General features: G+C 74.6%; 22 protein-coding genes. 14 read left to right on the top strand and 8 right to left on the bottom strand.

Annotated elements, in window-relative coordinates:
* Positions 1–79: 79 nt before the first annotated feature.
* Positions 80–703 carry a dihydrofolate reductase family protein gene (locus Q7L73_RS26335; protein ID WP_304695052.1) on the bottom strand — a complete coding sequence of 208 codons (624 nt, stop codon included), beginning with the start codon at positions 701–703 and terminating at the stop codon, positions 80–82.
* A gap of 9 nt (positions 704–712) precedes the next feature.
* Positions 713–2,533 carry a glutaminase A gene (gene glsA / locus Q7L73_RS26330; RefSeq protein ID WP_304695054.1) on the bottom strand — a complete coding sequence of 607 codons (1,821 nt, stop codon included), beginning with the start codon at positions 2,531–2,533 and terminating at the stop codon, positions 713–715.
* A gap of 221 nt (positions 2,534–2,754) precedes the next feature.
* On the opposite strand from glsA, the gene gnd reads away from it, so the two are divergent.
* The 11 genes from gnd (at position 2,755) to Q7L73_RS26275 (ending at position 18,932) form a co-directional block, all read left to right on the top strand.
* Positions 2,755–3,768 carry a phosphogluconate dehydrogenase (NAD(+)-dependent, decarboxylating) gene (gene gnd, locus Q7L73_RS26325; RefSeq protein ID WP_370552460.1) on the top strand — a complete coding sequence of 338 codons (1,014 nt, stop codon included), beginning with the start codon at positions 2,755–2,757 and terminating at the stop codon, positions 3,766–3,768.
* Between the two features lie 2 nt (positions 3,769–3,770).
* Complete coding sequence (gene zwf / locus Q7L73_RS26320; RefSeq protein WP_304695058.1) at positions 3,771–5,165, top strand: glucose-6-phosphate dehydrogenase; 1,395 nt, start codon at positions 3,771–3,773, stop codon at positions 5,163–5,165.
* A complete protein-coding gene (tal, locus tag Q7L73_RS26315) occupies positions 5,162–6,241 on the top strand; it encodes a transaldolase (RefSeq protein ID WP_304695059.1) in 1,080 nt (359 codons plus the stop codon). The genes zwf and tal overlap by 4 nt, the downstream gene beginning before the upstream one ends.
* Positions 6,238–7,902: a glucose-6-phosphate isomerase gene (gene pgi / locus Q7L73_RS26310; RefSeq protein ID WP_304695061.1), complete on the top strand. Its 1,665-nt coding sequence runs from the start codon at positions 6,238–6,240 to the stop codon at positions 7,900–7,902. Before tal ends, pgi begins: the two co-directional genes overlap by 4 nt.
* 54 nt (positions 7,903–7,956) lie before the next feature.
* Positions 7,957–10,749, top strand: a complete 2,793-nt coding sequence (locus tag Q7L73_RS26305) for an AAA family ATPase (protein WP_304695063.1) — start codon at positions 7,957–7,959, stop codon at positions 10,747–10,749.
* Between the two features lie 32 nt (positions 10,750–10,781).
* On the top strand, positions 10,782–12,362 hold the full coding sequence (locus Q7L73_RS26300; RefSeq protein ID WP_304695065.1) for an FAD-binding oxidoreductase: 1,581 nt from the start codon (positions 10,782–10,784) through the stop codon (positions 12,360–12,362).
* A 179-nt stretch (positions 12,363–12,541) separates the two neighbouring features.
* Entirely contained in the window at positions 12,542–13,282 is a 741-nt protein-coding gene (locus tag Q7L73_RS26295) for a hypothetical protein (protein WP_304695067.1), read from the top strand.
* The gene (locus tag Q7L73_RS26290) at positions 13,279–13,899 is read left to right on the top strand and encodes a GNAT family N-acetyltransferase (RefSeq protein ID WP_304695069.1); all 621 of its coding nucleotides are present in this window, start codon (positions 13,279–13,281) and stop codon (positions 13,897–13,899) included. The genes Q7L73_RS26295 and Q7L73_RS26290 overlap by 4 nt, the downstream gene beginning before the upstream one ends.
* Before the next feature lie 515 nt (positions 13,900–14,414).
* Positions 14,415–15,020 carry a TetR/AcrR family transcriptional regulator gene (locus Q7L73_RS26285; protein WP_304695071.1) on the top strand — a complete coding sequence of 202 codons (606 nt, stop codon included), beginning with the start codon at positions 14,415–14,417 and terminating at the stop codon, positions 15,018–15,020.
* A gap of 227 nt (positions 15,021–15,247) precedes the next feature.
* A complete protein-coding gene (locus Q7L73_RS26280; RefSeq protein ID WP_304695073.1) occupies positions 15,248–18,412 on the top strand; it encodes a glycosyl hydrolase in 3,165 nt (1,054 codons plus the stop codon).
* Between the two features lie 16 nt (positions 18,413–18,428).
* Positions 18,429–18,932, top strand: coding sequence for a hypothetical protein (locus tag Q7L73_RS26275; protein WP_304695075.1), 504 nt, complete (start codon positions 18,429–18,431; stop codon positions 18,930–18,932).
* 22 nt (positions 18,933–18,954) lie between these two features.
* On the opposite strand, the gene Q7L73_RS26270 is transcribed toward Q7L73_RS26275, so the two are convergent.
* Complete coding sequence (locus tag Q7L73_RS26270; protein WP_304695077.1) at positions 18,955–19,137, bottom strand: hypothetical protein; 183 nt, start codon at positions 19,135–19,137, stop codon at positions 18,955–18,957.
* A gap of 139 nt (positions 19,138–19,276) precedes the next feature.
* Between Q7L73_RS26270 and Q7L73_RS26265 the strand changes: the two genes are divergently transcribed.
* Positions 19,277–19,744: a hypothetical protein gene (locus Q7L73_RS26265; RefSeq protein ID WP_304695079.1), complete on the top strand. Its 468-nt coding sequence runs from the start codon at positions 19,277–19,279 to the stop codon at positions 19,742–19,744.
* Here Q7L73_RS26265 and Q7L73_RS26260 read toward each other — a convergent pair.
* Positions 19,741–20,184, bottom strand: a complete 444-nt coding sequence (locus tag Q7L73_RS26260) for a DUF488 domain-containing protein (RefSeq protein ID WP_304695081.1) — start codon at positions 20,182–20,184, stop codon at positions 19,741–19,743. The genes Q7L73_RS26265 and Q7L73_RS26260 overlap by 4 nt on opposite strands.
* A 37-nt stretch (positions 20,185–20,221) precedes the next feature.
* Between Q7L73_RS26260 and Q7L73_RS26255 the strand changes: the two genes are divergently transcribed.
* Together Q7L73_RS26255 and Q7L73_RS26250 are read left to right on the top strand one after the other, a co-directional pair.
* A complete protein-coding gene (locus Q7L73_RS26255; protein ID WP_304695083.1) occupies positions 20,222–20,449 on the top strand; it encodes a hypothetical protein in 228 nt (75 codons plus the stop codon).
* Between the two features lie 12 nt (positions 20,450–20,461).
* Positions 20,462–20,737 (top strand): hypothetical protein, encoded by a 276-nt coding sequence (locus Q7L73_RS26250; protein ID WP_304695085.1) that lies wholly within the window; start codon positions 20,462–20,464, stop codon positions 20,735–20,737.
* 19 nt (positions 20,738–20,756) lie between these two features.
* Here the strand turns inward: Q7L73_RS26250 and Q7L73_RS26245 are convergent, their stop codons facing one another.
* From Q7L73_RS26245 to Q7L73_RS26230, 4 genes are all read right to left on the bottom strand, one after another.
* Positions 20,757–22,067: an RNA polymerase sigma factor gene (locus Q7L73_RS26245; protein WP_304695086.1), complete on the bottom strand. Its 1,311-nt coding sequence runs from the start codon at positions 22,065–22,067 to the stop codon at positions 20,757–20,759.
* Positions 22,064–22,420, bottom strand: a complete 357-nt coding sequence (locus tag Q7L73_RS26240; RefSeq protein WP_304695088.1) for a YciI family protein — start codon at positions 22,418–22,420, stop codon at positions 22,064–22,066. The genes Q7L73_RS26245 and Q7L73_RS26240 overlap by 4 nt, the downstream gene beginning before the upstream one ends.
* A 95-nt stretch (positions 22,421–22,515) precedes the next feature.
* Positions 22,516–23,211 (bottom strand): peroxide stress protein YaaA, encoded by a 696-nt coding sequence (yaaA, locus tag Q7L73_RS26235; RefSeq protein WP_304695090.1) that lies wholly within the window; start codon positions 23,209–23,211, stop codon positions 22,516–22,518.
* 137 nt (positions 23,212–23,348) lie between these two features.
* Complete coding sequence (locus tag Q7L73_RS26230; protein ID WP_304695092.1) at positions 23,349–25,529, bottom strand: histidine kinase; 2,181 nt, start codon at positions 25,527–25,529, stop codon at positions 23,349–23,351.
* Positions 25,530–25,709: the final 180 nt, after the last annotated feature.

The raw sequence follows: 25,709 nt of genomic DNA, 5'->3' as shown, positions 1-25,709 counted from the left end.
TTGGCCTCCGACTTGCCCGCCCCGCCGCGCCCGCCGCCGCGCGGACCCGCCGCGCCGCGCCGCGCCGCGCCCGCCCCGCCTACCGCACGATCCGGTAGCGGACGTGGCTCGCCAGCGGCGAGTGGATCGTCTCCAGCTGCTCGAAGCGGACGTCGCCGACGTCCTCGAACAGGCGCTCGCCGCTGCCGAGCAGCAGCGGCGCCGTCCGCAGCCACAGCTCGTCGATCGCGCCGAGCCGCAGGTACTGCCGTACACAGTCGGCGCCGCCCGCGATGTGGACCTCCCGCTCGCCGGCCGCCGCGCGCGCCAGCTCCAGCGCCCGCTCCGGCCCCTCGGTGACGAAGTGGAAGGTCGTCCCGCCCTCCATCTCCAGCGGCTCGCGCGGGTGGTTGGTGAGCACGTGGACAGCCGCGTGATAGGGCGGGTTCTCGCCCCACCAGCCGCGCCACGACTCCTCCCACTCGCCCGGCCCGCCGCCGAACATGTTGCGCCCCATCACATACGCGCCGACGCCCGCGCCGACCGACGCGCCGATCGCCCTGTCGATCGACCCCGGCTCAGCCTCGAACATCCAGCGGTGCAGCGCCTCTCCGTTCTCGCCGAGCGGCTCTCTCACGCTCTGGTCCGGCCCGGCGACGAAACCATCGAGCGACATCGTTATCTGGCAGGTGACGTGGTTCATGTCGGGTCTGACCCTGGCCACGTCCAAAAGTCATCGGGTGTCGTGATCCGGCGCCCGTCCCAGCTCGCGCGTCAGCTGGGCGGCCAGCTCGTAGGCGCCGGCGAGCAGGTTGCGCTGGAGCGTCGCGTAGAGCGTCGGGTCGGTCTCGGCGAGGGCGTGGAAGTCGGCGGCGGAGAGGGCGAGCAGCTCGCCGTCGCTGTCGGCGATCGTGTCGGCGGTGCGGGCGACCTCGCCGAGGACGGCGACCTCGCCGGCGGTCCAGCCGGGGGTGAGGGTGGAGAGGCGGCGGCGGGAGCCGTCCTCCAGCGGGAGCGAGGTCGACAGCTCGCCGCGCAGCAGCAGGTACAGCTCGGTCGCGGGCTCGCCGACGGCGGCGATCCGCTCGCCGGCGGCGAACGGGCGCGGGCGCAGCAGGGGCTCCAGCGCCGCCAGCTGGACCGGCGTCAGTCCGCGCGTCAGGCGGTGCTGCGACAGCGTGACGGAGGCGTGGGCGAGATCGCCAGAGCCGTGCAGCGCCAGCAGCCGCTCCTCGATCCACTCGCTGGCGCTGTCGCGGTCGTGGAAGACGAGCAGCTCGCCGGCGCCGCCGAGCGCGTCGCGCCCCGCCCGCTCGATGAAGGCCAGCTCGCGCCCCTGCTCGCGCAGCGTCGCGACGGTCGCGTGCAGCAGCCGCACCGACGGCCCGTCGACGTACTCGGCGTCGCGCAGGTCGATCGCCGCCACGTCGAGCGGCTCGGCCGAGACCGCGCGGATCACGCGCTCGGCGCTGGCGACCAGCACGTCGCCCTGCAGCTCGTAGACGATCCCGCGCGCGCCGACCTGCTCCAGCAGCGCGCGCTCCGGAGCCGGGCGCCGGCGCCGCGACGGCTCGACGTCGACCGCGTGCCGCGCGGCGATCGCGACGTGCGCCGGCCGCGTCGCGCGCAGGAAGTGGAGGTCGAGGTCGCGCGACAGCTGCTGGCAGGCGAAGACGCCGCGGACGCTGTTGCCCCACGCGTCGAGCCGCGGCGAGAAGACCGCGAGCCCGAGCTGGCCGGGCAGCAGCGCGAGGATCCCGCCGCCGACGCCGCTCTTGGCCGGCAGCCCGACGCGCACCATCCAGTTGCCGGCGGCGTCGTACATCCCGCACGTCGTCATCACGCTCAGCACCTGCTGCACGTGCTCGCGTCGCAGCGCCGTGATCCCGGTCAGCGGATGGACGCCGCCGTTGGCGAGCGTCGCCGCCATCAGGCTGAGGTCGCGGCAGTCGACGCCGACCGCGCACTGGCGGAAGTAGGTCTCCAGCACGTCGTCGGGGTCGCCGTCGAGGATCGCGCGCGAGCGCAGCATCCAGCCGATCGCGCGGTTGCGGTGGCCGGTCGCCGACTCCGACGCGGCGACCGCCTCGTCGACCGCCAGCTCCCGCCCGGCGAAGCGCGACAGCCCGGAGACGATCCGCTGCAGGCGCGCGTCGCCGCCGCAGCCGAGACCGCCGACGAGCGAGGTCGAGGTGATCGCGCCCGCGTTGATCATCGGGTTCAGCGGCCGCCCGGTCTCCGGATCGAGGCTGATCGAGTTGAAGGCGTCGCCGGAGGGCTCGACGTCGATCTTCGCCTCGACCGCCTCCGGCCCGACGTCCTCCAGCGCCATCCCGTACGCGAACGGCTTCGAGATCGACTGGATCGTGAACGGCACGCGCGTGTCGCCGGCCTCGTAGACGTGCCCGTCGATCGTCGCGAGGCAGATCCCGGTCAGCGACGGGTCGGCGCAGGCCAGCTCCGGAATGTAGTCCGCCACGGCGCCGCCGTCGTGCGAACGGCAGCGCGCCAGCAGCTCGCGCAGGTAGTCGTCGACCGGTGAGGAGGCGCTCATCGCGCCGCGAGCGTACCCGCCGCCGCAGCCGGAAAAGCTGGCGCATGCGGGCGACTTGCCCCCAAAAGGGTGGAGTTGCGGCGGTTCGCGTCGAATAACCCGTGCAGTCGGGTGATCCCTTCACCGTCCGATAGCAAGAACGATGCTCTGCCGCGTAGGGTGAGGGGTACGCGGGATGTACGGTGCCGGACGGAGATCCGGCGGAAAGGAGCGCGAGCGGAATGCAGCTCGGCATGATCGGACTGGGCCGGATGGGCGCCAACATGGTGCGCCGCCTGCTGAGAGACGGCCACACCGCCGTCGCGTACGACCGCAATCAGGAGGCTGTCCAGCAGCTCGCCTCCGAGGGCGCGACCGGCGCGGCCTCGCTGGAGGAGTTCGTCGCCAAGCTGGAGAAGCCGCGCAATGTCTGGCTGATGGTGCCGGCCGCCGTCGTCGACGCGACGCTCGCCGACCTGCTGCCGCTGCTCGACGCCGATGACACCGTCATCGACGGCGGCAACTCGTACTACCGCGACGACATCCGCCGTTCGAAGGAGGTCCAGGAGAAGGGCGTCCACTACATGGACGTCGGCACCTCCGGCGGCGTCTTCGGGCTCGAGCGCGGCTACTCGCTGATGATCGGCGGCGACGACCGCGCCTTCGCGCGCCTGGAGTCGGTCTTCGCGACGCTCGCCCCGGGCGTCGAGGCGGCCGAGCGCACGCCCGGCAAGGAAGGCGACCTGCAGCCCGGCGAGGCCGGCTACCTGCACTGCGGCCCGGTCGGCGCCGGCCACTTCGTGAAGATGGTCCACAACGGCATCGAGTACGGCATGATGGCCGCCTACGCCGAGGGCCTGAACATCATCAAGAACGCCGACATCGGCAGACTCGACCACGAGAAGGACGCCGAGACGGCGCCGCTGACCGATCCCGAGGCGTACCAGTACGACATCGACCTGCCGGCGGTGACCGAGGTCTGGCGCCGCGGCTCGGTGATCGCCTCGTGGCTGCTGGACCTGACCGCGATCGCGCTGCACGAGTCGCCCGACCTGGCCGAGTTCTCCGGCCGCGTCTCCGACTCCGGCGAGGGCCGCTGGACGGCGCTGGCCGCGGTCGAGGAGGGCGTCCCGGCGCCGGTCCTGACGAGCGCGCTCTACAGCCGCTTCGCCTCGCGCGGGCTCGACCTGTACGCCAACAAGGTCCAGTCGGCGATGCGCAGCCAGTTCGGCGGCCACGCCGAGAAGAGAGCCTGACGGTGGCGGCCGCCGGTCCCGAGGCTGCCGACGCGCTCGTCTTCTTCGGCGCGACCGGCGACCTCGCCTACAAGCAGATCTTCCCGGCCCTCCAGTCGATGATCCGGCACGGCAAGCTGGCCGTGCCGATCGTCGGCGTCGCGAAGGCCGGCTGGACGCTGGAGGACCTCAAGAGACGCGCGCACGACTCGCTCAGCGAGCACGGCGGCGTCGACCCGGACGCGTTCGCGAAGCTGAGCGAGCAGCTGCGCTACATCGACGGCGACTACGCCGACCCGGAGACGTTCAGACAGCTGCGCGAGACGCTCGGCGACGCCTGCCGCCCGCTCCACTACCTCGCGATCCCGCCGGTCCTGTTCGGGACCGTCGTCGAGGCGCTCGGCAGATCGGGCTGCGCCGAGGAGGGCGCGCGCGTCGTCGTCGAGAAGCCGTTCGGCCGCGACCTCGCCAGCGCCAAGGAGCTGAACGCGACGCTCGGCTCGGTCTTCCCCGAGCAGCGGATCTTCCGCATCGACCACTACCTCGGCAAGGAGCCGGTCGAGAACCTCATCTACTTCCGCTTCGCGAACTCGTTCCTGGAGCCGATCTGGAACCGCGAGCACGTCCACAGCATCCAGATCACGATGGCGGAGGCGTTCGGCGTCGCCGGCCGCGGCGCCTTCTACGAGACCGCGGGCGCGATCCGCGACGTGATCCAGAACCACATGCTGCAGGTGCTCGGCCTGCTCGCGCTCGACGCGCCCAGCCCCAACTCGCACGACGGGCTGCGCAACGAGAAGGCGCGGCTGATGGACTCGATCCGCCCGCTGACCGCCGACGACGTCGTCCGCGGCCAGTTCGACGGCTACCACGACGAGCCCGGCGTCGCGGCCGGCTCGACGGTCGAGACGTACGCCGCCGTCCGCCTCCAGATCGACAACTGGCGCTGGGCCGGCGTGCCGATCTACATCCGCGCCGGCAAGCAGCTGCCGGTGACGGCCTGCGAGGTGCTGGTGACGCTGAAGCACCCGCCGGAGACGATCTTCGACGCCGAGGACGACCGCCGCCGCAACACCTTCCGCTTCACGCTCTCGCCGAATGTCGAGCTGGCGCTGCAGGCGCGCGCGAAGGTCGTCGGCGAGCAGATGGTGGGGGAGGACGTGCAGCTCGTCGACGCGCGCGTCCCGCCGGCCGAGCTGCCGCCGTACGAGCGGCTGCTCGGCGACGCGATGCGCGGCGACGCGACGCTGTTCGCGCGCGAGGACACCGTCGAGGCCGCCTGGCGGGTCGTCGGTGCCATCCTGGATGACACGACCCCGTTGCACAGCTATCAGCCGGGTACCTGGGGCCCGGCGGAGGCCGACCGCCTCCTGACCGAAGACGACTGCTGGCACGACCCGAGAGGACCCACCACATGAGCGCCACCGCAGACCTCAACAGACTCGGCCAGAGCCTCTGGCTGGACAACATCACGCGCGACATGCTCGGTGACGGGACGCTGGCCGCTCACATCAACGAGCGCAGCGTGACCGGGCTGACCTCGAACCCGACGATCTTCGAGCACGCCGTCGCCGCCGGCGACGCTTACGACGACTCGATCCGCGCCTCGGTCGAGGCCGGCAAGGACGGCGAGGGCGCCTTCTTCGACCTCGCGGTCGACGACATCACGCGCGCGGCCGACCTCTTCCGCCCGATCCACGACAAGACCGACGGCGTCGACGGCTTCGTCTCGCTGGAGGTCTCGCCGCTGCTGGTGCGCGACACCGAGGCGACGCTCGAGCAGGCGAAGGAGCTGCACGCGCGCGGCGACCGCCCCAACCTCTTCATCAAGATCCCCGGCACGCCCGAGGGCCTGCCGGCGATCGAGGAGGCGATCTTCGCCGGCATCCCGGTCAACGTCACGCTGCTGTTCGACAAGGACCAGTACCTCGCCGCCGCCGACGCGTACCTGAAGGGGATCGAGCGCCGCGTCGAGGCCGGCCTCAACCCGCACGTCGAGTCGGTCGCGTCGATCTTCATCAGCCGCTGGGACGTCGCCGTCAAGGACAGCGCGCCGGAGGGCTACAAGAACCGCCTCGGGATCGCGGTCGTGCAGCAGGCGTACGTCGCCTACCTGGAGCTGATCGGCTCGGCCCGCGTGCAGCGGCTGCTGAACCTCGGCGCGCGCCCGCAGCGGGCGCTGTGGGCGTCGACCGGGACGAAGGACCCGGAGGCGTCGGACACGCTCTACATCGAGGCGTTCGCCTCGCCGCTGACGGTCAACACGATGCCGGAGAAGACGCTGCTCGCCTTCCACGACCACGGCACGCTCGGCGAGCCGCTGGCGCGCGACGGCGGCGACAGCGAGGACGTGCTGGCGGCCTTCGAGGCGGCCGGCACCGACGTCAAGGCGCTCGCCGAGCGGCTGCAGGGCGAGGGCGCGGACGCCTTCGCCAAGTCCTGGAGAAGCCTGCTCGAGCAGATCGCGAGCAAGAGCCAGGCGCTGACGGCGTGAGCGCGGTCGACGTGAGCACGGTCGACGAGGTCGCGGCCAGAACTGCGCCGGTCTGGCAGGCGCTGGCCGCCCACCGCGACGCGCTCGGCGAGGTCAGCCTGCGCGCGCTGTTCGACGCCGACGGCGAGCGCGGCGAGCGGCTCACCGCCGAGGGCGCCGGCCTCTACCTCGACTACTCCAAGCAGCTCGTCAGCGACGAGACGCTCTCGCTGCTGTTCGAGCTTGCGCGCGCCGCCGAGGTCGAGCAGCGCCGCGAGGCGATGTTCAGCGGCGAGAAGATCAACGTCAGCGAGGGGCGCGCGGTCCTCCACACGGCGCTGCGCGCCCCGCGCGACGCGGTGATCGAGGTCGACGGCGAGAACGTCGTGCCGGCGGTGCACGCGGTGCTCGACACGATGGCCGCGTTCTCCGAGCGGGTCCGCTCGGGTGAGTGGAAGGGCCACACCGGCAAGCCGATCAGAGCGGTCGTCAACATCGGCATCGGCGGCTCCGACCTCGGCCCGGCGATGGCGACGCTCGCGCTCGCCCACTACGCGCAGCGCGACATCACCTCGCGCTTCGTCTCCAACGTCGACGGCAACGACTTCGCCGAGGCGACGCGCGACCTCGATCCGGAGGAGACGCTCTTCATCGTCGCGTCGAAGACGTTCACGACGCTGGAGACGCTGACCAACGCGCACACCGCGCGCTCGTGGCTGCTGTCCGCGCCGGCCTTCGACGGCGACGCGAGCGCGGTCGCGAAGCACTTCGTCGCGCTCTCGACCAACGCGGCCGAGGTGGCGAGATTCGGCATCGACACCGCCAACATGTTCGAGTTCTGGGACTGGGTCGGCGGCCGCTACTCGTTCCCGTCGGCGATCGGCCTGTCGCTGATGATCGCGATCGGCGGCGACGCCTTCCGCGAGATGCTGGCCGGCTTCCACGCGCTCGACGAGCACTTCCGCAGCGCTCCGCTGGAGCAGAACCTGCCCGTGCTGATGGCGCTGGTGGGGATCTGGAACAGCGACCTGCTCGGCCACGAGACGGTCGCGGTGCTGCCGTACGACCAGTACCTGAAGCGCTTCACGGCGTACCTGCAGCAGCTGGAGATGGAGTCCAACGGCAAGCACGTGCGGCTCGACGGCACGCCGGTCCAGCACGGCACCGGCACGATCGTCTGGGGCGAGCCGGGCACCAACGGCCAGCACGCCTTCTACCAGCTGATGCACCAGGGCACGAAGGTCGTCCCGGCGGACTTCATCGGCTTCAACCAGGCGCTCAACGAGCTGGGCCGTCACCACGACCTGCTGATGGCGAACCTGTTCGCGCAGACCGAGGCGCTCGCCTTCGGCCGCTCGCACGACGAGATCGCGGCGGAGGGCGGCGCGGCCGAGCAGACCCCGCACCGCGTCACCGTCGGGAACCGGCCGACGAGCACGATCCTCGCCGACAAGCTCACTCCGCACACGCTTGGCGCGCTCGTCGCGCTGTACGAGCACAAGGTGTTCGTGCAGGGGACGATCTGGCAGATCGACTCGTTCGACCAGTGGGGCGTCGAGCTGGGCAAGAAGCTCGCGAACGCGATCATCCCCGAGCTGGAATCGGCCGACGACCCGGCGCTCGCGCACGACTCCTCCACCAACACGCTGATCCGCCGCTACCGCGCCCGCCGCGGCGGCTGACCATCGCCTGACCGCCGCGCGGCGCACTGCCGCGCGGCGGGTTAAGCTCGCGCGATGGCACGGACGCTGGTCGCACGCGGGGCTGAGCTGGAGGCGCTCGATCGCGCGCTCGCGGGGGCGGCGGCGGGCAACGGCTCGCTGACGCTGATCGAGGGGCCGGCCGGGATCGGCAAGTCGGCGCTGCTGGCGGCCGTGCGGGAGCGCGCGAGCACACCCCTCGTGCTCGAAGCCCGCGCCAGCGAGCTGGACCGCGGCTTCGGCTTCGGCGTCGTGCTGCAGCTGTTCGAGCTGCTGCTGGCGCAGGCCGCGCCGGCCGAGCGGGAGCGGCTGCTCGGCGGTGCCGCGGCGCGTGCGGAGCCGGTGCTCGCGCCCGGCTCGGGCGAGCGCGCGGAGGAGGCCGGCTACGCGGTCCTGCACGGGCTCTACTGGTTCGTCGCCAACCTCTCCGAGCAGCGGCCGCTCGTGCTGCTCGTCGACGACGTGCAGTGGGCCGACGTGCCGTCGCTGCGCTTCCTCGAGTACCTCGGCCGCCGCCTCGACGGCCTCGCCGTCGCCGTCGTCGCCGGCCAGCGCACGCACGAGCCGGGCGCGCCGGAGGAGCTGCTGCAGCAGCTCGCCGCCGGCCCGCACGCGCGCGTGCTGCGGCCCGCGCCGCTGCAGACCGACGACGTCGCCGACGTGCTGCTGGCGGTCCTCGGCCAGGTCCCCGACCCCGACTTCCGCGACGCCGCGCTCGGCGCGACCGGCGGCAACCCGCTGCTCGTGACCGTGCTCGCGCGCGAGGCCGGCGAGCTGGGCCTCGCCGGCGCCGCCGCCGACAGCGAGCGGGTCGCGCAGCTCGGCGCCGCCGGCGTCGCCCCGGCCGTCCAACGGCGGCTGCGGACGCTCGGCCCGCAGGCCGAGTCGCTCGCGCAGGCCGCGGCGGTCGTCGGCGAGCGCGGCCTGATCGAGGACGTCGCCGCGCTCGCGGCGACCGACGCCGACAGCGCCCGCGCGACGCTCGACCGGCTCGTCCGCGCCGGCGTGCTGGCCGGCGACGGGCGCAGCTTCGTCCATCCGCTCGTGAAGCAGGCGGTCGTCGCCGCGACCGCGCCGGTCGACCGCATGCGCCTCCACCGGCTCGCCGCGACGCGCCTGCGCGAGCGCGGCGCGCGCCCGGCCGAGACGGCGCTGCACTGGCTCGCGGCGGAGCCGACCGGCGACGCGCAGGCGGTCGCCGACCTGCGCGCGGCGGGCGCCGCCGCGATCGCCGACGGCGCGCCCGAGGCGGCGCTGGAGCTGCTGGACCGCGCCCTGCGCGAGCCGCCCGCGCGCGAGCAGCGACCGCAGCTGCTGCTGGAGCTGGGCGAGCTGGAGGTGAAGGCCAACCGCCCGGTCGGCGCCGAGCGGCTGCGCGAGGCGATCGCCGGCGGCCGCCTCGCCGGCGACGAGCTGGCGCGCGCCCGCGCCGCGATCGGCACCGTGCTCGTCCACACCGACCCGGCGTCGGCGCTGGCGGAGGTCGCGCAGGCGCGCAGGGAGGCGCAGGACGAGACGCTGCGGCTGCGGCTGGAGGCGTTCGAGCTGGAGTCGCTGATCTTCGTCGACGCCTTCGCCGGCCCGCGCGACGCCGCCTTCGCCGCCGGCCGCGCCGACCCCGATCCGTCGGTCGTGATGCTGGCTCTGCTGGCCGTCGACGACGCCTGCACCGGCAGACCGCGCGAGCAGGTGCTGGCGCGCGCCGAGCGCGCCTACGCCGGCGACGTGCTGCTGGAACGAGTCGGCGTCACGAACTCGACCTGGAACCTCGCCACGCACGCCTTCCGCTTCGCCGAGGCGCGCGACCGCTGCGCCGAGGTGCTGCGCGACGGCGAGCGCCACAACCGCCGCCGCGGCTTCGAGGCCGACCCGTTCATCGGCCACGCCTGGTCCTACTGGCACCGCGACTTCGGCTCGGTCGCGGCCGGCGCCGCGCACGGCCAGGTCGCGCTGGAGGCGGTCCAGCGGCTCGGCGTGCCGCTGACGATCGCCGCGATCGCCGCCGTCACGGCCGAGAACCTGATCCAGCTCGACGAGCTGGAGCGCGCCGCCGCGCTGATCGACGTCGACTTCGGCCCGGCCAGAGACACCTACATCGAGCCGTACGCGCTCACCACGCGCGGCTACCTGCGCTTCCTCCAGCGCCGCTTCGACGAGGCCGAGGCCGACCTGCGGCGGACGGTCGCGCTGTGCGACGCGCGCGGCTGGATCTCGCCCCACACGGCGCTCCAGCGGCTGCGCCTGGCGGAGCTGCTGGCCGCCACCGGACGGCCCGGCGAGGCGCTGGAGCTGATGGAGCACGACCTGCGCGTCGCCGACGCGGCCGGCCTGCCGGGCGCCCGCGGCAGCGCGCTGCTGATCAAGGCCAACGCGCTCGAAGGCGACGACAGCATCGAGCTGCTGCGCGAGGCGGTTGCGACGCTGGAGCGGACGCCGTACAGGCTGGAGCTGGGCTGGGCGCTGCACGACCTCGGCGCGAGACTGCGCGTGCGCGGCGCCCGCCGTGACGCGCGCGAGCTGCTGGCGCGCTCGCTCGACCTGGCGGCGCGGACCGAGTCGGCGCGGCTGGCGCGCCACGCGCGCGCCGAGCTGGAGGCGTCGGGCGCGCGGCCGCGGCGGGAAATGCTGTCGGGCGTCGAGGCGCTGACGCCGGCCGAGCGCCGCGTCGCCGAGATGGCGGCCGAGGGGCTGACCAACCGCGAGATCGCCGAGGCGCTGTGGGTGACGCACAAGACGGTCGAGATGCACCTCGGGCGCTGCTACGGCAAGCTCGGGATCCGCTCCCGCCGCCAGCTCGCCGAGGTGCTCGGCCTCCAGCAAGCAGCGTGACAAACGCGCCGCGACTGTAACATGGCCGGATCATGGTCGACGACTTCACCCTCCCGGCCGATCCGGCCTCCGCGTGGGCGGCTGCGCCCGCGACGCCGCTGCTGAGCGACGAGCTGCGCGCCTTCGTCGTGCAGGTGTTCGAGGCCGAGCCGCCGGCATCGGCGAACGGCGGCGCCGAGGTCGTGCCGCCGAGCGCGCTGACGCCGCAGGCGCGCGCCGCCCTCGCCGCCGTGGTCGACGACCTGCGCGAGGACGTCGCGGCACGCGCCGCGCACGCCAACGGGATGTCGTACCTCGATCTGCTGCGCCACCGCCTGCCCGGCTCGCGGCCGCTGCCCGACGCGGTCCTGACGCCGGCCGACGAGGCGCAGGTCGCGGCGGTGCTGGCGGTCGCGAGCGAGCAGCGCGTCGCGGTCGTCCCGTTCGGCGGCGGCACGAGCGTCGTCGGCGGCGTGACGCCGTCGGCCGGAGGCTTCGCGGCGGTCGTCGCGCTCGACTTGCGACGGCTCGACGCGTTCGCCGAGCTGGACGAGATCTCCCGCACCGCGACGCTCGGCGCCGGCCTCACCGGCCCGCAGGCGGAGGCGCTGCTGGCCGAGCGCGGCTACACGCTCGGCCACGTCCCGCAGAGCTTCGAGCGGGCGACGCTCGGCGGCTACGCGGCGACCCGCTCGGCCGGTCAGCTGTCGACCGGCTGGGGCCGCTTCGACGCGCTGGTGGAGCGGCTGCGGGCGGTCACGCCGGCTGGGACGCTCGCGCTGGGGCGGGCGCCGGGGAGCGCGGCCGGGCCGGACCTGCGGCAGCTGCTGCTCGGCTCAGAAGGGGCGTTCGGCGTGATCACCGAGGTGACGGTGCGGATCCGCCCGCTGCCGGCGGCGCGGCGGCACGAGGGCTGGCGCGTCGCCAGCTTCGCGGAGGGCGCGGCGCTGCTGCGGCGGCTGGCGCAGGACGGGCCCAAGCCGGACCTGGCGCGCCTCTCCGACGAGACCGAGACGGCGATGGGCGTCGCGACCGCGGGCGAGCAGGCGGGGGAGGGCTGCCTGCTGCTGGTCGGCTGGGAGGGCGGCGAGGCCGAGGTGGCGGGCCGCGCGCTGGCGACCGACGCGCTGCTGCGCGAGGCCGGCGCGGTCCCGCTCGGCGAGCAGGCGGCGGCGTCGTGGAGAACCGGCCGCTTCAGAGCGCCGCGGCTGCGCGACGAGCTGATCGACCTCGGGATCGCGATCGAGACGCTGGAGACGGCCGCCTCGTGGCGCGACCTGGAGCGCGTGCACGCGGCGGTCGGCGAGGCGCTGCGCGGTGCGCTGGACGGCTGGCGCCCGGTCGTCGCCTGTCACGTCTCGCATCTGTACGCGGCCGGCGCGTCGCTCTACTTCAGCGTGATCGCCAGACGCGACGCCGACGACCCGGTCGGCCAGTGGCAGCGCGCGAAGCGGGCCGCGACCGACGCGATGGCGGCGGCGGGCGCGACGATCACGCACCACCACGCCGTCGGCGCCGACCACGCGCCCTGGCTGGAGGCGGAGGTGGGGGAGGCCGGCGTCGCGCTGCTGCGCGCGGTCAAGGCCCAGCTCGACCCGGCCGGCGTGATGAACCCGGGCAAGCTGCTGCCGTAGGACAGGGCGGCGGGTGGCCGCGCCGCTGCATGACCCGCGCCCCGCTCCGTTGGCCCCGCGCTTCGCACGGGACGCCTCCGCGCACCGTGCCGGGCATCGGCACCGTGTGCGGGCGCCGAACGTCACCGTTCGGCTGGGCGCGTTGGCGCTCGACGGCGTGCCCGGTAGGCTGCCGGGCCGTGTCCGTCCAGGCGCCATCCGAGGTCGACCTCACGCAGCCGCGCTCGGCGCCCGAGCTGCTGTCGCTCGCGGTCGCGCTCTTCACCCGCCACGCGGGCCTGTTCCTGAGCGTCACGCTGCTGATCGTCGCGCCGGTCGTCGTGCTGGTCGACGGCGTCTGGGGCGGGGCGCTGCGCGACGGCGCCGACTACTCGCCGGGAACCGGTCCGTCGACGGCCGCGCTGTTCCTGACCAGCTTCGTCACGCCGGCGCTGGTGACGGCGCTGCACGCGGTGATCGTGCGCGACCTCGGCGCCGGCAGAGTCGCGACGGTCGGCGCGGCGCTGCGCGAGGCGGCGCCCGCGCTGCCGCGCGCCTTCGCGGTCGTCGCGCTGTCGACGGTCGGCGTCATGCTCGGCCTGATCGCGCTGATCGTGCCGGGCATCTGGCTGGCGGTCTGCTGGTATTTCGGCGCCCAGGCGGCGGTGCTGGAGGGGCTCGGGCCGGTGGCGGCGCTGCGTCGCAGCGCCGCGCAGGTGAGAGGCCGCTGGCTGGAGACGTTCGGCGCGCTGCTGCTGTGCGCGATCGCCTTCGGCGTCGCGGCGTTCGTGCTGATGACGATCGCCAGCGCGCTCTTCCTCGCGCTCGACTCGGCGCTGCTGTTCGTCGTCGCGCTGACGGTCGTGCAGGCGGTCGCCGTCTCGCTCAGCGCGCTGTTCGGGACGCTGCTGTGGTTCTCGCACCGCGCGACGCGCCCATGACTGCGCTCGCCCGCCCCGCGACGCCGGCCGACGCCGCCGCGATCGCCGCCGTCCACGTGCGCGCCTGGCAGGCCGGCTACAGGGGCCTGCTGCCGGCGGCGCTGCTCGACGCGATCAGGCTGGAGCTGCGCGAGCGCCAGTGGCACTCGCGCCTGAGCGGCGTCAGCGGCGAATGGGTCGAGACGCTCGTCGCGACCGCGCCCGCTCCGTCCGCGCCCGACGCCCCCGCGCCCGCGCCCGACGCCCCCGCGCCCGCGCCCGACGCCCCCGCGCCCGCGGCGCCCGTCGTCGGCTTCCTCTCGTTCGCGGCGCCGAGCCGCGACCCCGACGCGAGGATCCACACGGCCGAGCTGGCGGCGCTCTACGTCGATCCGGCGCGGTGGGGGAGCGGTGCTGCCGACACCCTGCTGGAGGCGCTGTTCGCCCGCCTCGCCGACCCGTACGGCCGCTGGCGCGAGCTGACGCTGTGGATGCTCGACGGCAACGGCCGCGCGGGCGCCTTCTACGCCCGCCACGGCTTCACCCCCGACGGAGCCTGCCGCACCGACACGTTGCAGGGCCCGTCCGGCCTCCGCGTCCCCGCCCCGCACGTCCGCCTCCGCCTGCGGCTTCGCTGACACGTCGCGCCGCGACCGCGAGCCCGGTCGCGGCGACGACGGCGAGGTCGATCCGCGCCAACGGGCCGAGCCGGCCGCTCGCGAGCGCGACGAGCGACGCGACCGCCAGCGCCGCGAGCGCGCCGCCGGCGACGAGCCACAGGCCCGGTCGCGCGGCCGCGACGGTCAGCAGAGGGGCGAGGTCGAGCGCTCTCGGATGCGCCAGCCCCGCACCGCCGCCGCCCGGCAGCGGCGCGTCGGCGACGCGGACGGCGCTGCGCGCGACGGTCGCCGTCGCCCGCACCGTCCCGCGTCCGCCGCGCGCGGCCACCGGCGCATCGGCCGTCTGCGACGCGCTTGCACCCGCATCCGCCACCTGCGTCCCGCCCGCACCAGCCGCCGACGGCTCTGCGGGCTGCGTCCCGCCCGCCCATCGCTGTCGACCGTCGGTCAGCAAGCCCATGTGGGTCATCCTAGCGCGCTGTCGACCGGTGGTCAACAGGCGTGTCGGGTGGGTGGGAGGTACGATCGCGGGCGTGCCGCCGCGGGCGTATCGCCGACTGGAGAACGAGGAGCGCCGTCGTCAGCTCGTCGAGCGCGCGACGGAGCTGTTCGGCGAGTACGGCTACGAAGAGCTGTCGATGTCGCGGATCGCGCGTGAAGCCGGCATCTCCAAGCCGCTGCTCTACCACTACTTCCCCGGCAAGCGGGCGCTGTTCGCCGCGGCGCTGCAGAGCGCCGCGGAGGAGCTGGGCGCGGCCACGACTCCGGATCCGTCGCGCCCGCCGGCCGAGCAGGTCGCCGCCAGCCTGCTCGCCTTCCTCGACTGGATCGACCGCCACCGCGCCGCCTACGGCAAGCTGCTGCGCAGCCTCGCGGTCGCCGAGGTGCGCGAGCTGATCGACGACGTGCGCGATCGCACGGTCCAGCAGATCCTCGACGGGCTCAACCCGCAGGGTGGGGGAGACGGACCGGCGGCGCGCGCCGCCGTCCAGGGCTGGCTGTGGTCGATCGACGGCGCCTGTCTCGCCTGGATCGAGGGCGACCTCGACCTCACCCCGCAGCAGATGCAGGGCATGCTGCTCGGCGGCCTCGGCGGCGCGCTGACCGGCGCGGGCGCGTCGCTGCCCGCGCCGGCCTGAAGCGAGCCGCGTGAAGTTGCTGTCGTTAAACGACAGCAAACGACCGCGCCTGCGAGCCTGCGCGCGCCCGCGCGCCAGCTCCGCCGAGCGGATTCGCCCCGGCTTGGGCGTTTCTGATTACGCGTGCGCGACAAACGGTTGACTTCAACCACAAACGCTCATACAGTCGCCTCGAATCCGTGGGGACGGGAACCCCGCGACGGCAGTTGAAGCGAGGAGAGAGACGAATGGCTGAACGACGCCCCGGCGACGGCGATCATCCGCGCCCGCACGGCCACGCCCACGCCCCCAGCAACGGCGACGCCCACGGCATCGACGCCGACGGCGCCCCGCAGGCAGGCGCCGATCACCGCCCCGGCGCGCTCTCCCGCCGCCGTCTGATCCAGCTCGGCGCCGCCACCGGCGCCGGCGCGGTCGCCGCCGCGGCCGCCGACTCCGCCGCCGCGCACGGCCTCGGCCACCACGCAGGCCACGGCGGCCACGGCCCGCACGGCCACCAGGCCTCCCTGCAGCCCCGCGGCGGCCGCTTCGCCAGCCCGCCGCGCGAGGTCCAGCCGAAGTTCCGCTGGTGGTGGCCGCACGGCGACGTCGACCCGCAGGAGATCGCGCGCGAGATCGACCAGATCGCCGACGCGGGCTTCGGCGGCGTCGAGATCTCCGACGTCCATCACAGCGTCAAGACGCCGCTGGACCCGGAGCACACCGGCTGGGGCACGCCGGCCTGGACGACCGCCGTCGAGGCCGCGCTGAAGCAGGCGAAGAAGCGCGGGCTGCAGGTCGACCTGCTCGCCGGCCCGAGCTGGCCTGCCGCGAGCCCCCACATCACGCCCGACTCGCCCGGCGCCGTCAAGGAGGTCGCCCACGGCCTCGTCTCCCTCCAGGCCGGCGAGACCTACGACGGCCCCGTCCCCGAGCCGGTGATCGCGCCCGCCGGCGGCGTCGCGCAACGCACCCTCCTGCGCGTCGAGGCCGCCCAGGTCGTCGCCGGCAGAGTCCTGACGAGACGCCCGGTCGCGATCGTCCGCCAGACGCTGGCCGACCTCACGCAAACCGTCACGAGCGACACGACCGTCGCGTTCACCGCCCCCGCCGACACGCCCGCCACGACCACGCCGAGCACCTGGGTGCTGATCTCCTACTGGGAGCGCGGCAGCGGCCAGGAGCCCGAGGGCGGGCCGCACACCGAGCCCGACGCCTACGTCGTCGACCACTTCTCGCGCGCGGGCACGAACGCGATCGTCGAGCTGTGGGAGTCGAGCCTGCTGACGCCGTCGGTGCGCCGGCTGCTGAAGGAGGTCGGCGGCCAGATCTTCGAGGACTCGATCGAGATGGAGACCGACGCCACGCTGTGGACGCCGAGCATCCCGACCGCCTTCGAGCAGCAGAAGAAGTACGCGCTGCTGCCGGTCCTCGCGGCCGTGATCGAGCAGGACGAGAAGTACGTCTTCGACTTCGACGACGCGACCCACGCGCGCATCCGCACCGACTACAACGACGTCCTCTCGCAGCTCTACATCGACGAGCACGTGCTGCCGCTGCAGCGCTGGGCGAAGGGCTTCGGGATGGGCCTGCGCAACCAGCCGTACGGCCTCGAGACCGACGCGATCACGGTCGCGGCGCTGGTCGACGTGCCGGAGGGCGAGTCGCTCGGCTTCAAGAACCTCGACGACTTCCGCTCGCTCGCCGGCGGCCGCGACATGGGCGGCAGAAGAGTCCTCTCCAACGAGGCCGGCGGCCTCGCCGGCGGCGCCTACAGCACCGCCTGGGACGTCACCCTCAAGAGACTGATGCCGCAGTACGCGGCCGGCGTCAACCAGGCGGTCTTCCACGGCTTCGCCTACCGCGACGTGCCAAACGTCAGATGGCCCGGCTTCGCCGCCTTCAGCCCCTACAACGGCGGCCCCGGCTACGGCGAGGCGTGGGGGCCGCGCCAGCCGACCTGGGGCCACGTGCCGGACGTCTCCGGCTACCTCGCGCGCACCCAGCAGATTCTCCAGCTCGGCCGCAACCAGGTCGACGTCGCCGCCTACCGCCAGAAGGGCTACGCCGGCTCCGGCTTCGGCGCGCCGTGGCTGACCTCCGACGGCGTCCCGGTCGGCTGGACGCACGTGACGATCTCCCCGCGGCTGCTGCACTTCCCGCTCGCGCGCGTCACCAACAGACGGTTCGCGCCCGACGGCCTCAACGCGAAGGCGCTGATCTTCGAGGGCGACGCCTTCGCCGGCCGCGAGACGACGCTGCAGCTCGACTCGGCCGAGCGGATCCTCGCGTTCGCGAAGGCCGGCCTGCCGGTCGTGCTGTCGGGCGACTGGTCGAACCCGAGAACGCCGGGGATCCCGCAGCCGGGCGAGCTGGCGCAGCTGAAGGCGCTCGTCGACGAGCTGCTGGCGCTGCCGAACGTCGTCAGAGTCGCCGATCGGCCGTTCATCGGCGAGGGCCTGGCCCGACTCGGGCTCGTGCGCGACGTCGAGTACGAGGTCAGATCGTCGCTGCAGAACGCCCACCGCGTCGACGGCGACGTCGACTACTACTACCTCGCCAACGGCGACGCGACGAGAACGATGGACCACCTCGTCACGCTGCGGCCGACCAGCCGCCGCGAGGTCGCGCCGTACGTGCTCGACGCGTGGACCGGCGAGATCGCCCCGCAGGCCGTCTACGAGACGCTGCCCGACGGCCGCATCCGCCTGCGGGTCACGCTGAAGCCGGGCGAGACGACGATCGTCGCGCTCGCGCGCCTGCGCTGGTGGCAGGAGCTGCTCGGCCAGGACGTGCACGCGACCGCGACCGAGGCCGACGAGCTCCGCTACGACGGCGGGAAGCTCGTGCTGCGCGACACGACCGCGGGCACGTACGCGACGACGCTCTCCAACGGCCGCAGCGTCAGAGCGACGATCAGACAGGTGCCGGCGCCGTTGGCGCTGACGAGCTGGAAGCTGGAGGTCGAGGACTGGCAGCCGGGCGCGCAGCCGTGGGAGACGATCAGACCCCGCCGCACCGTGCCGCTCCCCGCGCTCGCGGCCTGGCCGGCGATCGCGGGGCTGGAGGACGTCTCCGGCATCGGCCGCTACACGACGACGGTCACGCTCGGCAGGGAGTGGGCGAAGGAGGTCGGCGCCACGCTCGACCTCGGCGAGGTGTTCGACACCTTCCGCGTCAAGGTCAACGGCAGGCTGCTCCCGCCGCTGTCGCAGTGCGACACGGTCGTCGACCTCGGCGACCGCCTGAGACCGGGCAGGAACACGATCGAGGTGGAGGTCGCGACGACGCTCAACAACCGTCTGCGCGCCACCGATCCGACGATCTTCGGCGGCTCCAGACGCCAGAACTACGGTCTGATCGGGCCCGTCACGCTGAGCGCGTACGGCCAGGTGGCGCTTCCGCGCCGCTGAGTCGTAGCATCGCCGTGTGAGCGCATCGCCGTCGTCGCATCTGCTGCAGCATCTGCTCGCGACCGACGGCGAGGCCCTCGGCGACCTCTCGACCTGGCTGCACGAGGGCGACGGCGACCTCGGCCGGCTCGGCTGGGACCCGCGCCGCGCCGTCGTCTCGCTGCCGTTCACGCAGGAGCCGTTCGGCGCCGGCGGCCTCGGCCCGCGCCACCTGCGGCGGACGTGGCTCTACGACGAGTTCGAGCTGCCGCTGCTGGCCTGCCGGCTGCTCGTCCACGACGTCGGCAGACCGCGCCTGTCGCACCCGCTGGAGGAGCGGACGGTCGGACTGCTGGGGATCGCCTGGTATCCGGCGATCGAGGCGCTGCGGATCGACCTGGCCGACGGCGGCTGGATCGAGCTGCCGTGCGATCACGTCTTCGCCGAGATCGAGGTGACCGATCGGGTCACCTCATGGGCGCGGCGACGTGTCGGCCGCTGGGTGCCCTACACGAGCACGTTCCACCCGCCGCCGCAGTAGCGGCGGGTGCGGGGCGACGCTGCTAGCGCAGGTCGCCCGTGGCGCCGCTCAGCTCGCGGGCGTCGCGCAGGTCGAGGCGCGGCGAGCTGCAGCGGTCGTCGTGACAGACGACGGCGTTGCCGACCGAACCGTGGTGGAAGTGGACCGGCTCGGTCTTGGCCGGGCCGTCGAGGAGGCGGTTGAAGGCGCTGAGGAGACGGGTCATGACGGGGCTGGTTTCCTGTGTTCGACGGTGTGCTGGATGCACCAGTCAAGCTACGGACGATGCACCGTTGTCTCTGTGAGCGTGGGCACGAAACCTGTGTGATGGTGGGCACGGAAACACGTTGGCTACCGTGAGGTTGGTGACTGGTGAAGACGACTCACGCCTCACGCCGGCCGAGCGCGTGCTGCGCCGCCGCACCGACGCGACCTCCGCCGGCAGACCGCTGTCGTCGGTCGCGCGGCAGGCGCAGCGCTCGGTCGAGAACTACCTGACGGGCGGCAACCCGCCGCGCTGGATGGAGCGGATCGCCGAGATCGACAACGGCATCGCGCGCGTCCGCCGCGAGCTGGCGGAGGAGCACCGCACGCTGCGGCACGCCTGCGGCGAGGACCGCGACGCGTTCGAGCGCCGCTGGCGCGAGCGGGCGCACGCGCACGACTTCAGCGAGCTGAACGCGCTGATCCGCCAGCACAACGAGTGGTATCCGGTCGAGCGCGACCTGCCGTTCGATCCGCGCACGGGCGAGTACCTGTCGATCCACGGCCGCTCGTACCTGCGCCAGCTGCTCGGCCCCGGCTGGGTGCTGGAGCAGTTCCCGGCGCGCTAGAGGTCGACGACCTGCAGCTGCGGCAGCCGCGCGCGCAGCTGCTCGGCGACGACGCGGCGGTGACAGCCGGACGGCTCGGCCTCCAGGCACAGCAGCGCGGTCGCGGGCGCATCCGGCAGCGCCAGCTCGGCGGCGAGCGCGTCCAGCTCCTCGCTCGCGGTCGCCTCGACGTGCGCGCGGAACTGCTCCGCCGCGCGCGCGACGGCGCCGGTGCGGTAGAGCGGGCGGATCTCCGGCGGCGTGCCGAGCGCGCGGCGGTGCTCGTAGGCGATCCCGTCCTGCGCGAGCCGCTGCGACAGCTTCGTCTTCGACATCCCCGGCTTGCGCGACTGCGCGCGGAAGCGGACGTCGATCACGCGCTCGATCGCGGCGGCGCTCAGCTCGGCGGCGAGCGCGTCGGGCGGCAGGCGCTCGTATCCGATCGTCCAGAGAGTGGGCATCGTTCCACCGTAGCCGTCGCGCAGGTACGATTCGCCGATGCTCTCGCTGATCACGCGCCTCGCCGCCGCCATCGCCTTCGTGGTGCTGGGGATCGTCTGGTCCTCCGAGCAGACCGAGACGCTCGCGACCCTGTGGGCGATCTCGTTCGTGCTCGTCGCCGTCAGCGCCGTCTGGGGCGACCTCGAGCCGTCCAAGCGGCCGACCGCGGGCCGTCTCTGGGCGTCGCTCCCGGGCCCCTCGAAGAACCCCGACGACTACCGCTAGGACGGCACCGCCATGGCCGACGCACTCGACGAGCTGACCTCGGAGCAGTTGCACGACCTCGCGGTCAGACGCGCGCGGCACCACCTCGACGTCAGATTCTTCTGGCGGCTGATGAAGTACCTGCCGGCCGCCGAGGCCGGCGCCGGCGAGTTCGAGGAGGCCGACGCCGACCTCGACTCGTGGGCCTCGCACGTCGACGACGTGACGACCTCGGGCAGAGGCGAGGTGGGCGAGCTGCTGCGCCCGTTCTACCTCGAGTACCTGCGCGAGCACGGCGTCACGCCGTAGCGCCCGTTCGCGTCGCCGCTCACACGCCGGGCGCGCCCGCGCCCGGCAGCAGCTCCGCCCGCCGTCGCTCCAGCTCCGCCCGCTGCGCGCCGTTGCCGCAGAGCGCGATCGCGCGCTCGTAGGCGGCGAGCGCGCCGGCCGCGTCGCCGTCTCTGCGCAGCAGCTCCGCGCGGGCGCTGTGGAGCGGCACGTAGCCGACCAGCTTGCGCTCGTCCGCGAGCGCGTCCAGCTCGGCCAGCCCGGCGCGCGTCCCGTCGGCGAACGCGATCGCGACCGCCCGGTTGACGGCGACGACCGGCGTCGGCCGCCACTGCAGCAGACGGCCGTAGAGGGCCGAGATCTGCGGCCAGTCGGTCTCCTCCAGCGACGCGGCCCCGGCGTGCAGCGCGGCGATCGCGGCCTCGACCTGAAACGGGCCGGGCCGCCGTTGCGCGAGGGCCTCGTCCAGCAGCGCGACGCCCTCGGCGATCCGCCCGCCGTCCCATGTCAGCCGGTCCTGCGCGGCGAGCGGGACGGGGCGGCCGGCGGCGTCGGCGCGCGCGGCGCGGCGGCTGTCGTGCAGCAGCATCAGCGCGAGCAGGCCGAGCGTCTCGGAGTTGGGCGGGAGCGTGGCGTGCAGCAGCCGCCCGAGCCGGATCGCCTCCTCGCACAGCTCGTCGCGCACGAGCCGCTCGCCGTCGGAGGCGGTGTGGCCCTCGGTGAAGATCAGGTAGACGACCTGCCGCACGCCGGCCAGCCGCTCCGGCAGCAGCTCGCGCGGTGGGACGCGGTAGGGGATCCCGGCGGCCGCGATCTTCGCCTTCGCGCGCGTCAGCCGCTGCTCCATCGTGCGCGGCTCGACGAGGAAGGCGCGCGCCGTCTGCGCGGTCGTGAGGCCGCCGAGCGTCTTGACCGTCAGCGCGATCCGCGCCTCCGGGCTGAGCGCCGGGTGGCAGCAGGTGAAGATCAGCCGCAGACGGTCGTCGGGGAGCTGGTCGTCGTCCGCGTCGCGCGCCGGGGCGTCCTCGTGGACGGCGCCGCCGTCGCGCTGCGCGAGCGCCTCCAGCGTGCGGAGGCGCTCGTCGAGGCCGCGGGCGCGGCGGAGGCGGTCGATCGCCCGCCGCCGCGCCGCGGTCGTCAGCCAGGCGCCGGGGTTGCGCGGGACGCCGTCGCGCGGCCACCGTCCGGCGGCCTCCGCGTAGGCGTCCTGGAGCGCGTCCTCGGCGAGCGCGAAGTCGCCGCCGAGATGGCCGATCAGCGTCGCCAGCACGCGCCCGCCCTGCTCGCGGGCGGCGCGGTCGAGCGCTGCGGCGGCCGGCGCCGCCGCCCCGCTGCCCGGCGCGGCGGTCACACGCGGTCGAAGACGACCGTCGGCCGCAGCTCGACGGTGCCGTAGCCGACGCTGGGGATTCTGCCGGCCCAGTCGAGCGCGGCGTCGAGGTCGGGCACGTCGAGCAGGTAGAAGCCCGTCAGGACCTCCTTCGTCTCGGCGAACGGCCCGTCGGTCGTGAGCGTCTCGCCGCCGCGGACGCGGACGCTGGTGGCGGCCGGCGCGGGGTGGAGCGCCTCGCCGCCTCTCATCGCGCCGGACTCGGCGAGCGCCTGCGTGTACTCCATCCAGGAAGCGTGCTCGGCCTGCCCCTCGGGGCTGTCGGGCGCGGGCATGTCGGTCGGGTCGGCGTAGATCAGAAGCGCGTACTGCATCGGTCGTCCTTTCGCAGGATGGCTGGTGACGCCTGTACGTCGGACAGCCTCCCGCCGATCCGACAACGGCGGACGATCGTGGCGCGTAGGCGCGCTTACCGCTCGAGCACGTCGAGCTGCCACGGCGCTCCGGCGCGGCCGGCGGGCGCGTGCAGCTCGGCGTCGAAGCCGGCGGCGTGGAACAGCGCAAGCACGTCGGCGGGGCGTCTGGGCGCGCGCGGGGCGAGCAGCAGCTCGCGCGTGACGCGGCCGCGGGTCGCCTTCGCGTTGTGCGAGATCACCTGCCGGCTGCCGTCGGGCTTGACGGCGAAGGCGCGCACCTCGACGCGCGCCGCGTGCGCCGGCTTCCAGACGGCCGCGTAGCCGCCCGAGCGGCAGTCGACGACCAGCTCCCTGCTGCTGTCGCGCTCCGCCAGCGCGGCCGCGACCGCGGGCCGCCACAGCGCAGCGAGCGGCCCGACCCCGTCGACTCTGGCGTCGATCGGCAGCTTGTAGCCGGGGATCCTGTCGGCGAGCCCGACCAGTCCCCACAGTCCGCTGGCGATCAGTACGGTCGTACGCGCCCGTCGTCTCGCCCCGGCAGGAAGGGAGCCGAAGTCGAGCTGTCCGTACAGCACGCCGGTGTAGACCTCGGCGGCCGGCGCCGCCGGGGCGGTCGCCAGCGCGGGATCGACCGCGGCGATCAGCCGCTCGCGCACAGCGGTCAGCCGGTCGGCGTAGGGGAGGGCGGCGAGCTCGAACGGCGCCCGGCGCGCCGAAGGCACCGCCTTGCCCTCGGACGGAGGAAGCATCAGCAACATCGGACCGGGCAGCCTGCCACGCCCACCGGCCAGATGCGTCGCGGCCGGCCGCATCGGCCCGGAACCCTCCGGTGGCGCGCCCGCTGGAAGCTCGGTGCGCGGCGCCTCCGGACGCGGCGGCGGCCAGCTCAGGCGACGGCGGCGAGCGGCGCTGCAGCAGCGGCGGCGCTGAGCGGAGCGAACGGCAGCCGCGCGCGGACGGCGAAGCCGCCGCCGGGCTCCGGCCCGGCCGCGACCGCGCCCCCGAGCAGCCGCGCCCGCTCGCGCATCCCCTCGAGTCCGCGCTGCGCCCCTGCCGCCCGCGCCGACCCCGGCGCCGCCGCCGCGTTGACGACCGCGATCGCGAGCGTTGCGGTCGCGCCGTCGCCTGCCGCGAGCGCGGCCTGCGCGCCGGCTCCGGTCGCGGCGGAGTCGTGCGACGGGCGTGCGCCGTCCTCGACCCCCATCGCGACTTCGACAGCAGCGCCGAGCGCGTGCTTGCGTGCGTTGGTGAGCGCTTCCTGGACGATCCCGCAGGCGGAGGCGAGCACGCCGGCGGGCACGGCGGCGAGCGCGTCACGGTCGAGCTGGAGGGTGACCCGCTGCCCGGCGCGGCGGGCGCCGGCGGCGAGCGCGTCGAGATCGGCGAGGCAGGTCGCGCCCGCGGCCGGCTCGTCGCCCGCGCGCAGGGCGTCGAGCAGCCGCGCCAGCTCGATGCGCGTCGCGGCGGCCGTGTCGGCGAGGTCGGCGAGCGCGGTCTCGGCGCGGGCGGGATCGTGGGGGAGGGTTGCGCGCGCCGCGCCGGCGAGCAGGCCGATCAGCGACACGCCGTGGGCGACGACGTCGTGGAGGTCGCGCGCGACGCGGGTGCGCTCGGCGTCGAGCGCGTCGCGCAGCCGTCGCGGCGCGGCGGCGGCACCGCGCTGGTCCGCGCGCCTCAGCCCGGCGGTGCGGTGGGTGCTGGAGCGGACCCGCCAGCCCGCGAACCAGCTGAACGCCGCGATCGCCGCGACGATCGCGAGATCGGTCGCGACGCTGTCCATCGCCAGCCCGATCGTCGTCAAAGACACGACGACGGCCACCGCGCCGCCGACGCTCGCCCGCGTGCTCGTGGCGGCATGTGCCGCCGCCGCGTACGGTGCGAACACGAGCACGACGACCAGCGACAGCCCGCCCGACGGCATCCACCCGAGCAGCGTCCGCGCCCCCAGCCCGCCGACGGCGAGCACCAGCGCGGCCGCCAACCCCGCGCGGCTGCGCAGGAGCAGCAGCGGCAGCACGATCAGCGCCACCCCGCTGACCCAGCCGGCCACCGCCACGTCCCCGCCGGTCCCGCCGCCCGTCACCCCGCCGCCGCCACGCGCCGCCTGCTCGCCCACGAGCGCCGCCACCGCCACCGCAGCCGCGACGACGTCGACCACCCACGCCCGCCGCCACCCCCCAGACCCACCCGGCGCGTCTTGCGCGATTGCCGGCGCGTCTTGCGCGATTGCCGGCGCGTCTTGCGCAAAGGCCGGCGCGGAGTGCGCAATCGGTGGCGCGGCTTGCGCGCCGGAGACAGCCGCCTCGTCTGCCCGCAGGACGTGGAGCAGGCGGCGCAGCTCTTCGAGGGCGGCGCTGGCGGTGCGCGAGATCTCGGCCAGCGCGCGGGCGGCGACGTGCTCGTCGGTGCGGCTGGCGGCAGGGTCGTCGGTGTGGCCGACCGTGGCCCGGGCGCGTGCGGCGAGGCGCTCGATCGCGGCCAGGTCGCGAGTGACGATCGCGTGCAGCTCACGCGCGATCCGGCGGCGCTCGCCAGCGACGCCGTCACGCAGGCTCAGGGCGCGCGCGGCGTCGGCGCGGGCGGTCGCGGCGGCGGTCTGCTCGCTCTCCTCGCGCCGGGCGCGGACCGCCCAGCCGGCGCTCGCGGCCATCAGCTCGAAGACGAGCAGCGCGATCGAGTCGTGCAGCGTCACCGGCACTTCGCGCTCGGTGACGTGGAACAGCAGCGGCAGCAGTAGGAAGAGCGCGATCCCGCCGAGCGCGCGGCGGCGCCGCTCGGCGTAGGCGGCGAGCGCGAACAGCGCGACGATCAGCCCCTGCAGCGGCGTCACCGCGACGTACGGCAGCATCACCAGCAGCCCGTCGACCACGAACGCGACGACCGCCCAGACCGCGACGGCGCAAGGGAAGCGGTGCCGCAGCGCGAGCGGCGCGGTGGCGGCGAGCGCAAACGCGAGCCGCACCGGCGTCGACCACTCGCCAGGCAGGAACAGCGCCTCGAGCACGGCCCACAGCAGCAGGCCCGCGCTGAAGGCGATCTCCATCCGGGAGCCGAACAGGGAGCGCACCCCGGCGACCGTACCGCCCTCTCCCGCGCGCGCCGCCGCGCGCCAGCGAGAGCGAGGGAGAACCCTCACGCCGCACGCCGCCGCTCCCGTCGCGCCGCCCCGCCGCACGCCGCACGCCGCCGCTCCCGTCGCGCCGCCCCGCCGCACGCCGCCGCGCCGCCGTGCCGCTCCCGCCGCGCC

Origin of the sequence: Conexibacter sp. CPCC 205762 (genome assembly GCF_030646155.1) — a bacterium.
In the GTDB taxonomy this organism is placed as follows: Bacteria; Actinomycetota; Thermoleophilia; order Solirubrobacterales; family Solirubrobacteraceae; genus Conexibacter.
Note: the sequence above shows the minus strand (reverse complement) of the source record. Positions and strands in the feature narration are given on the sequence as shown.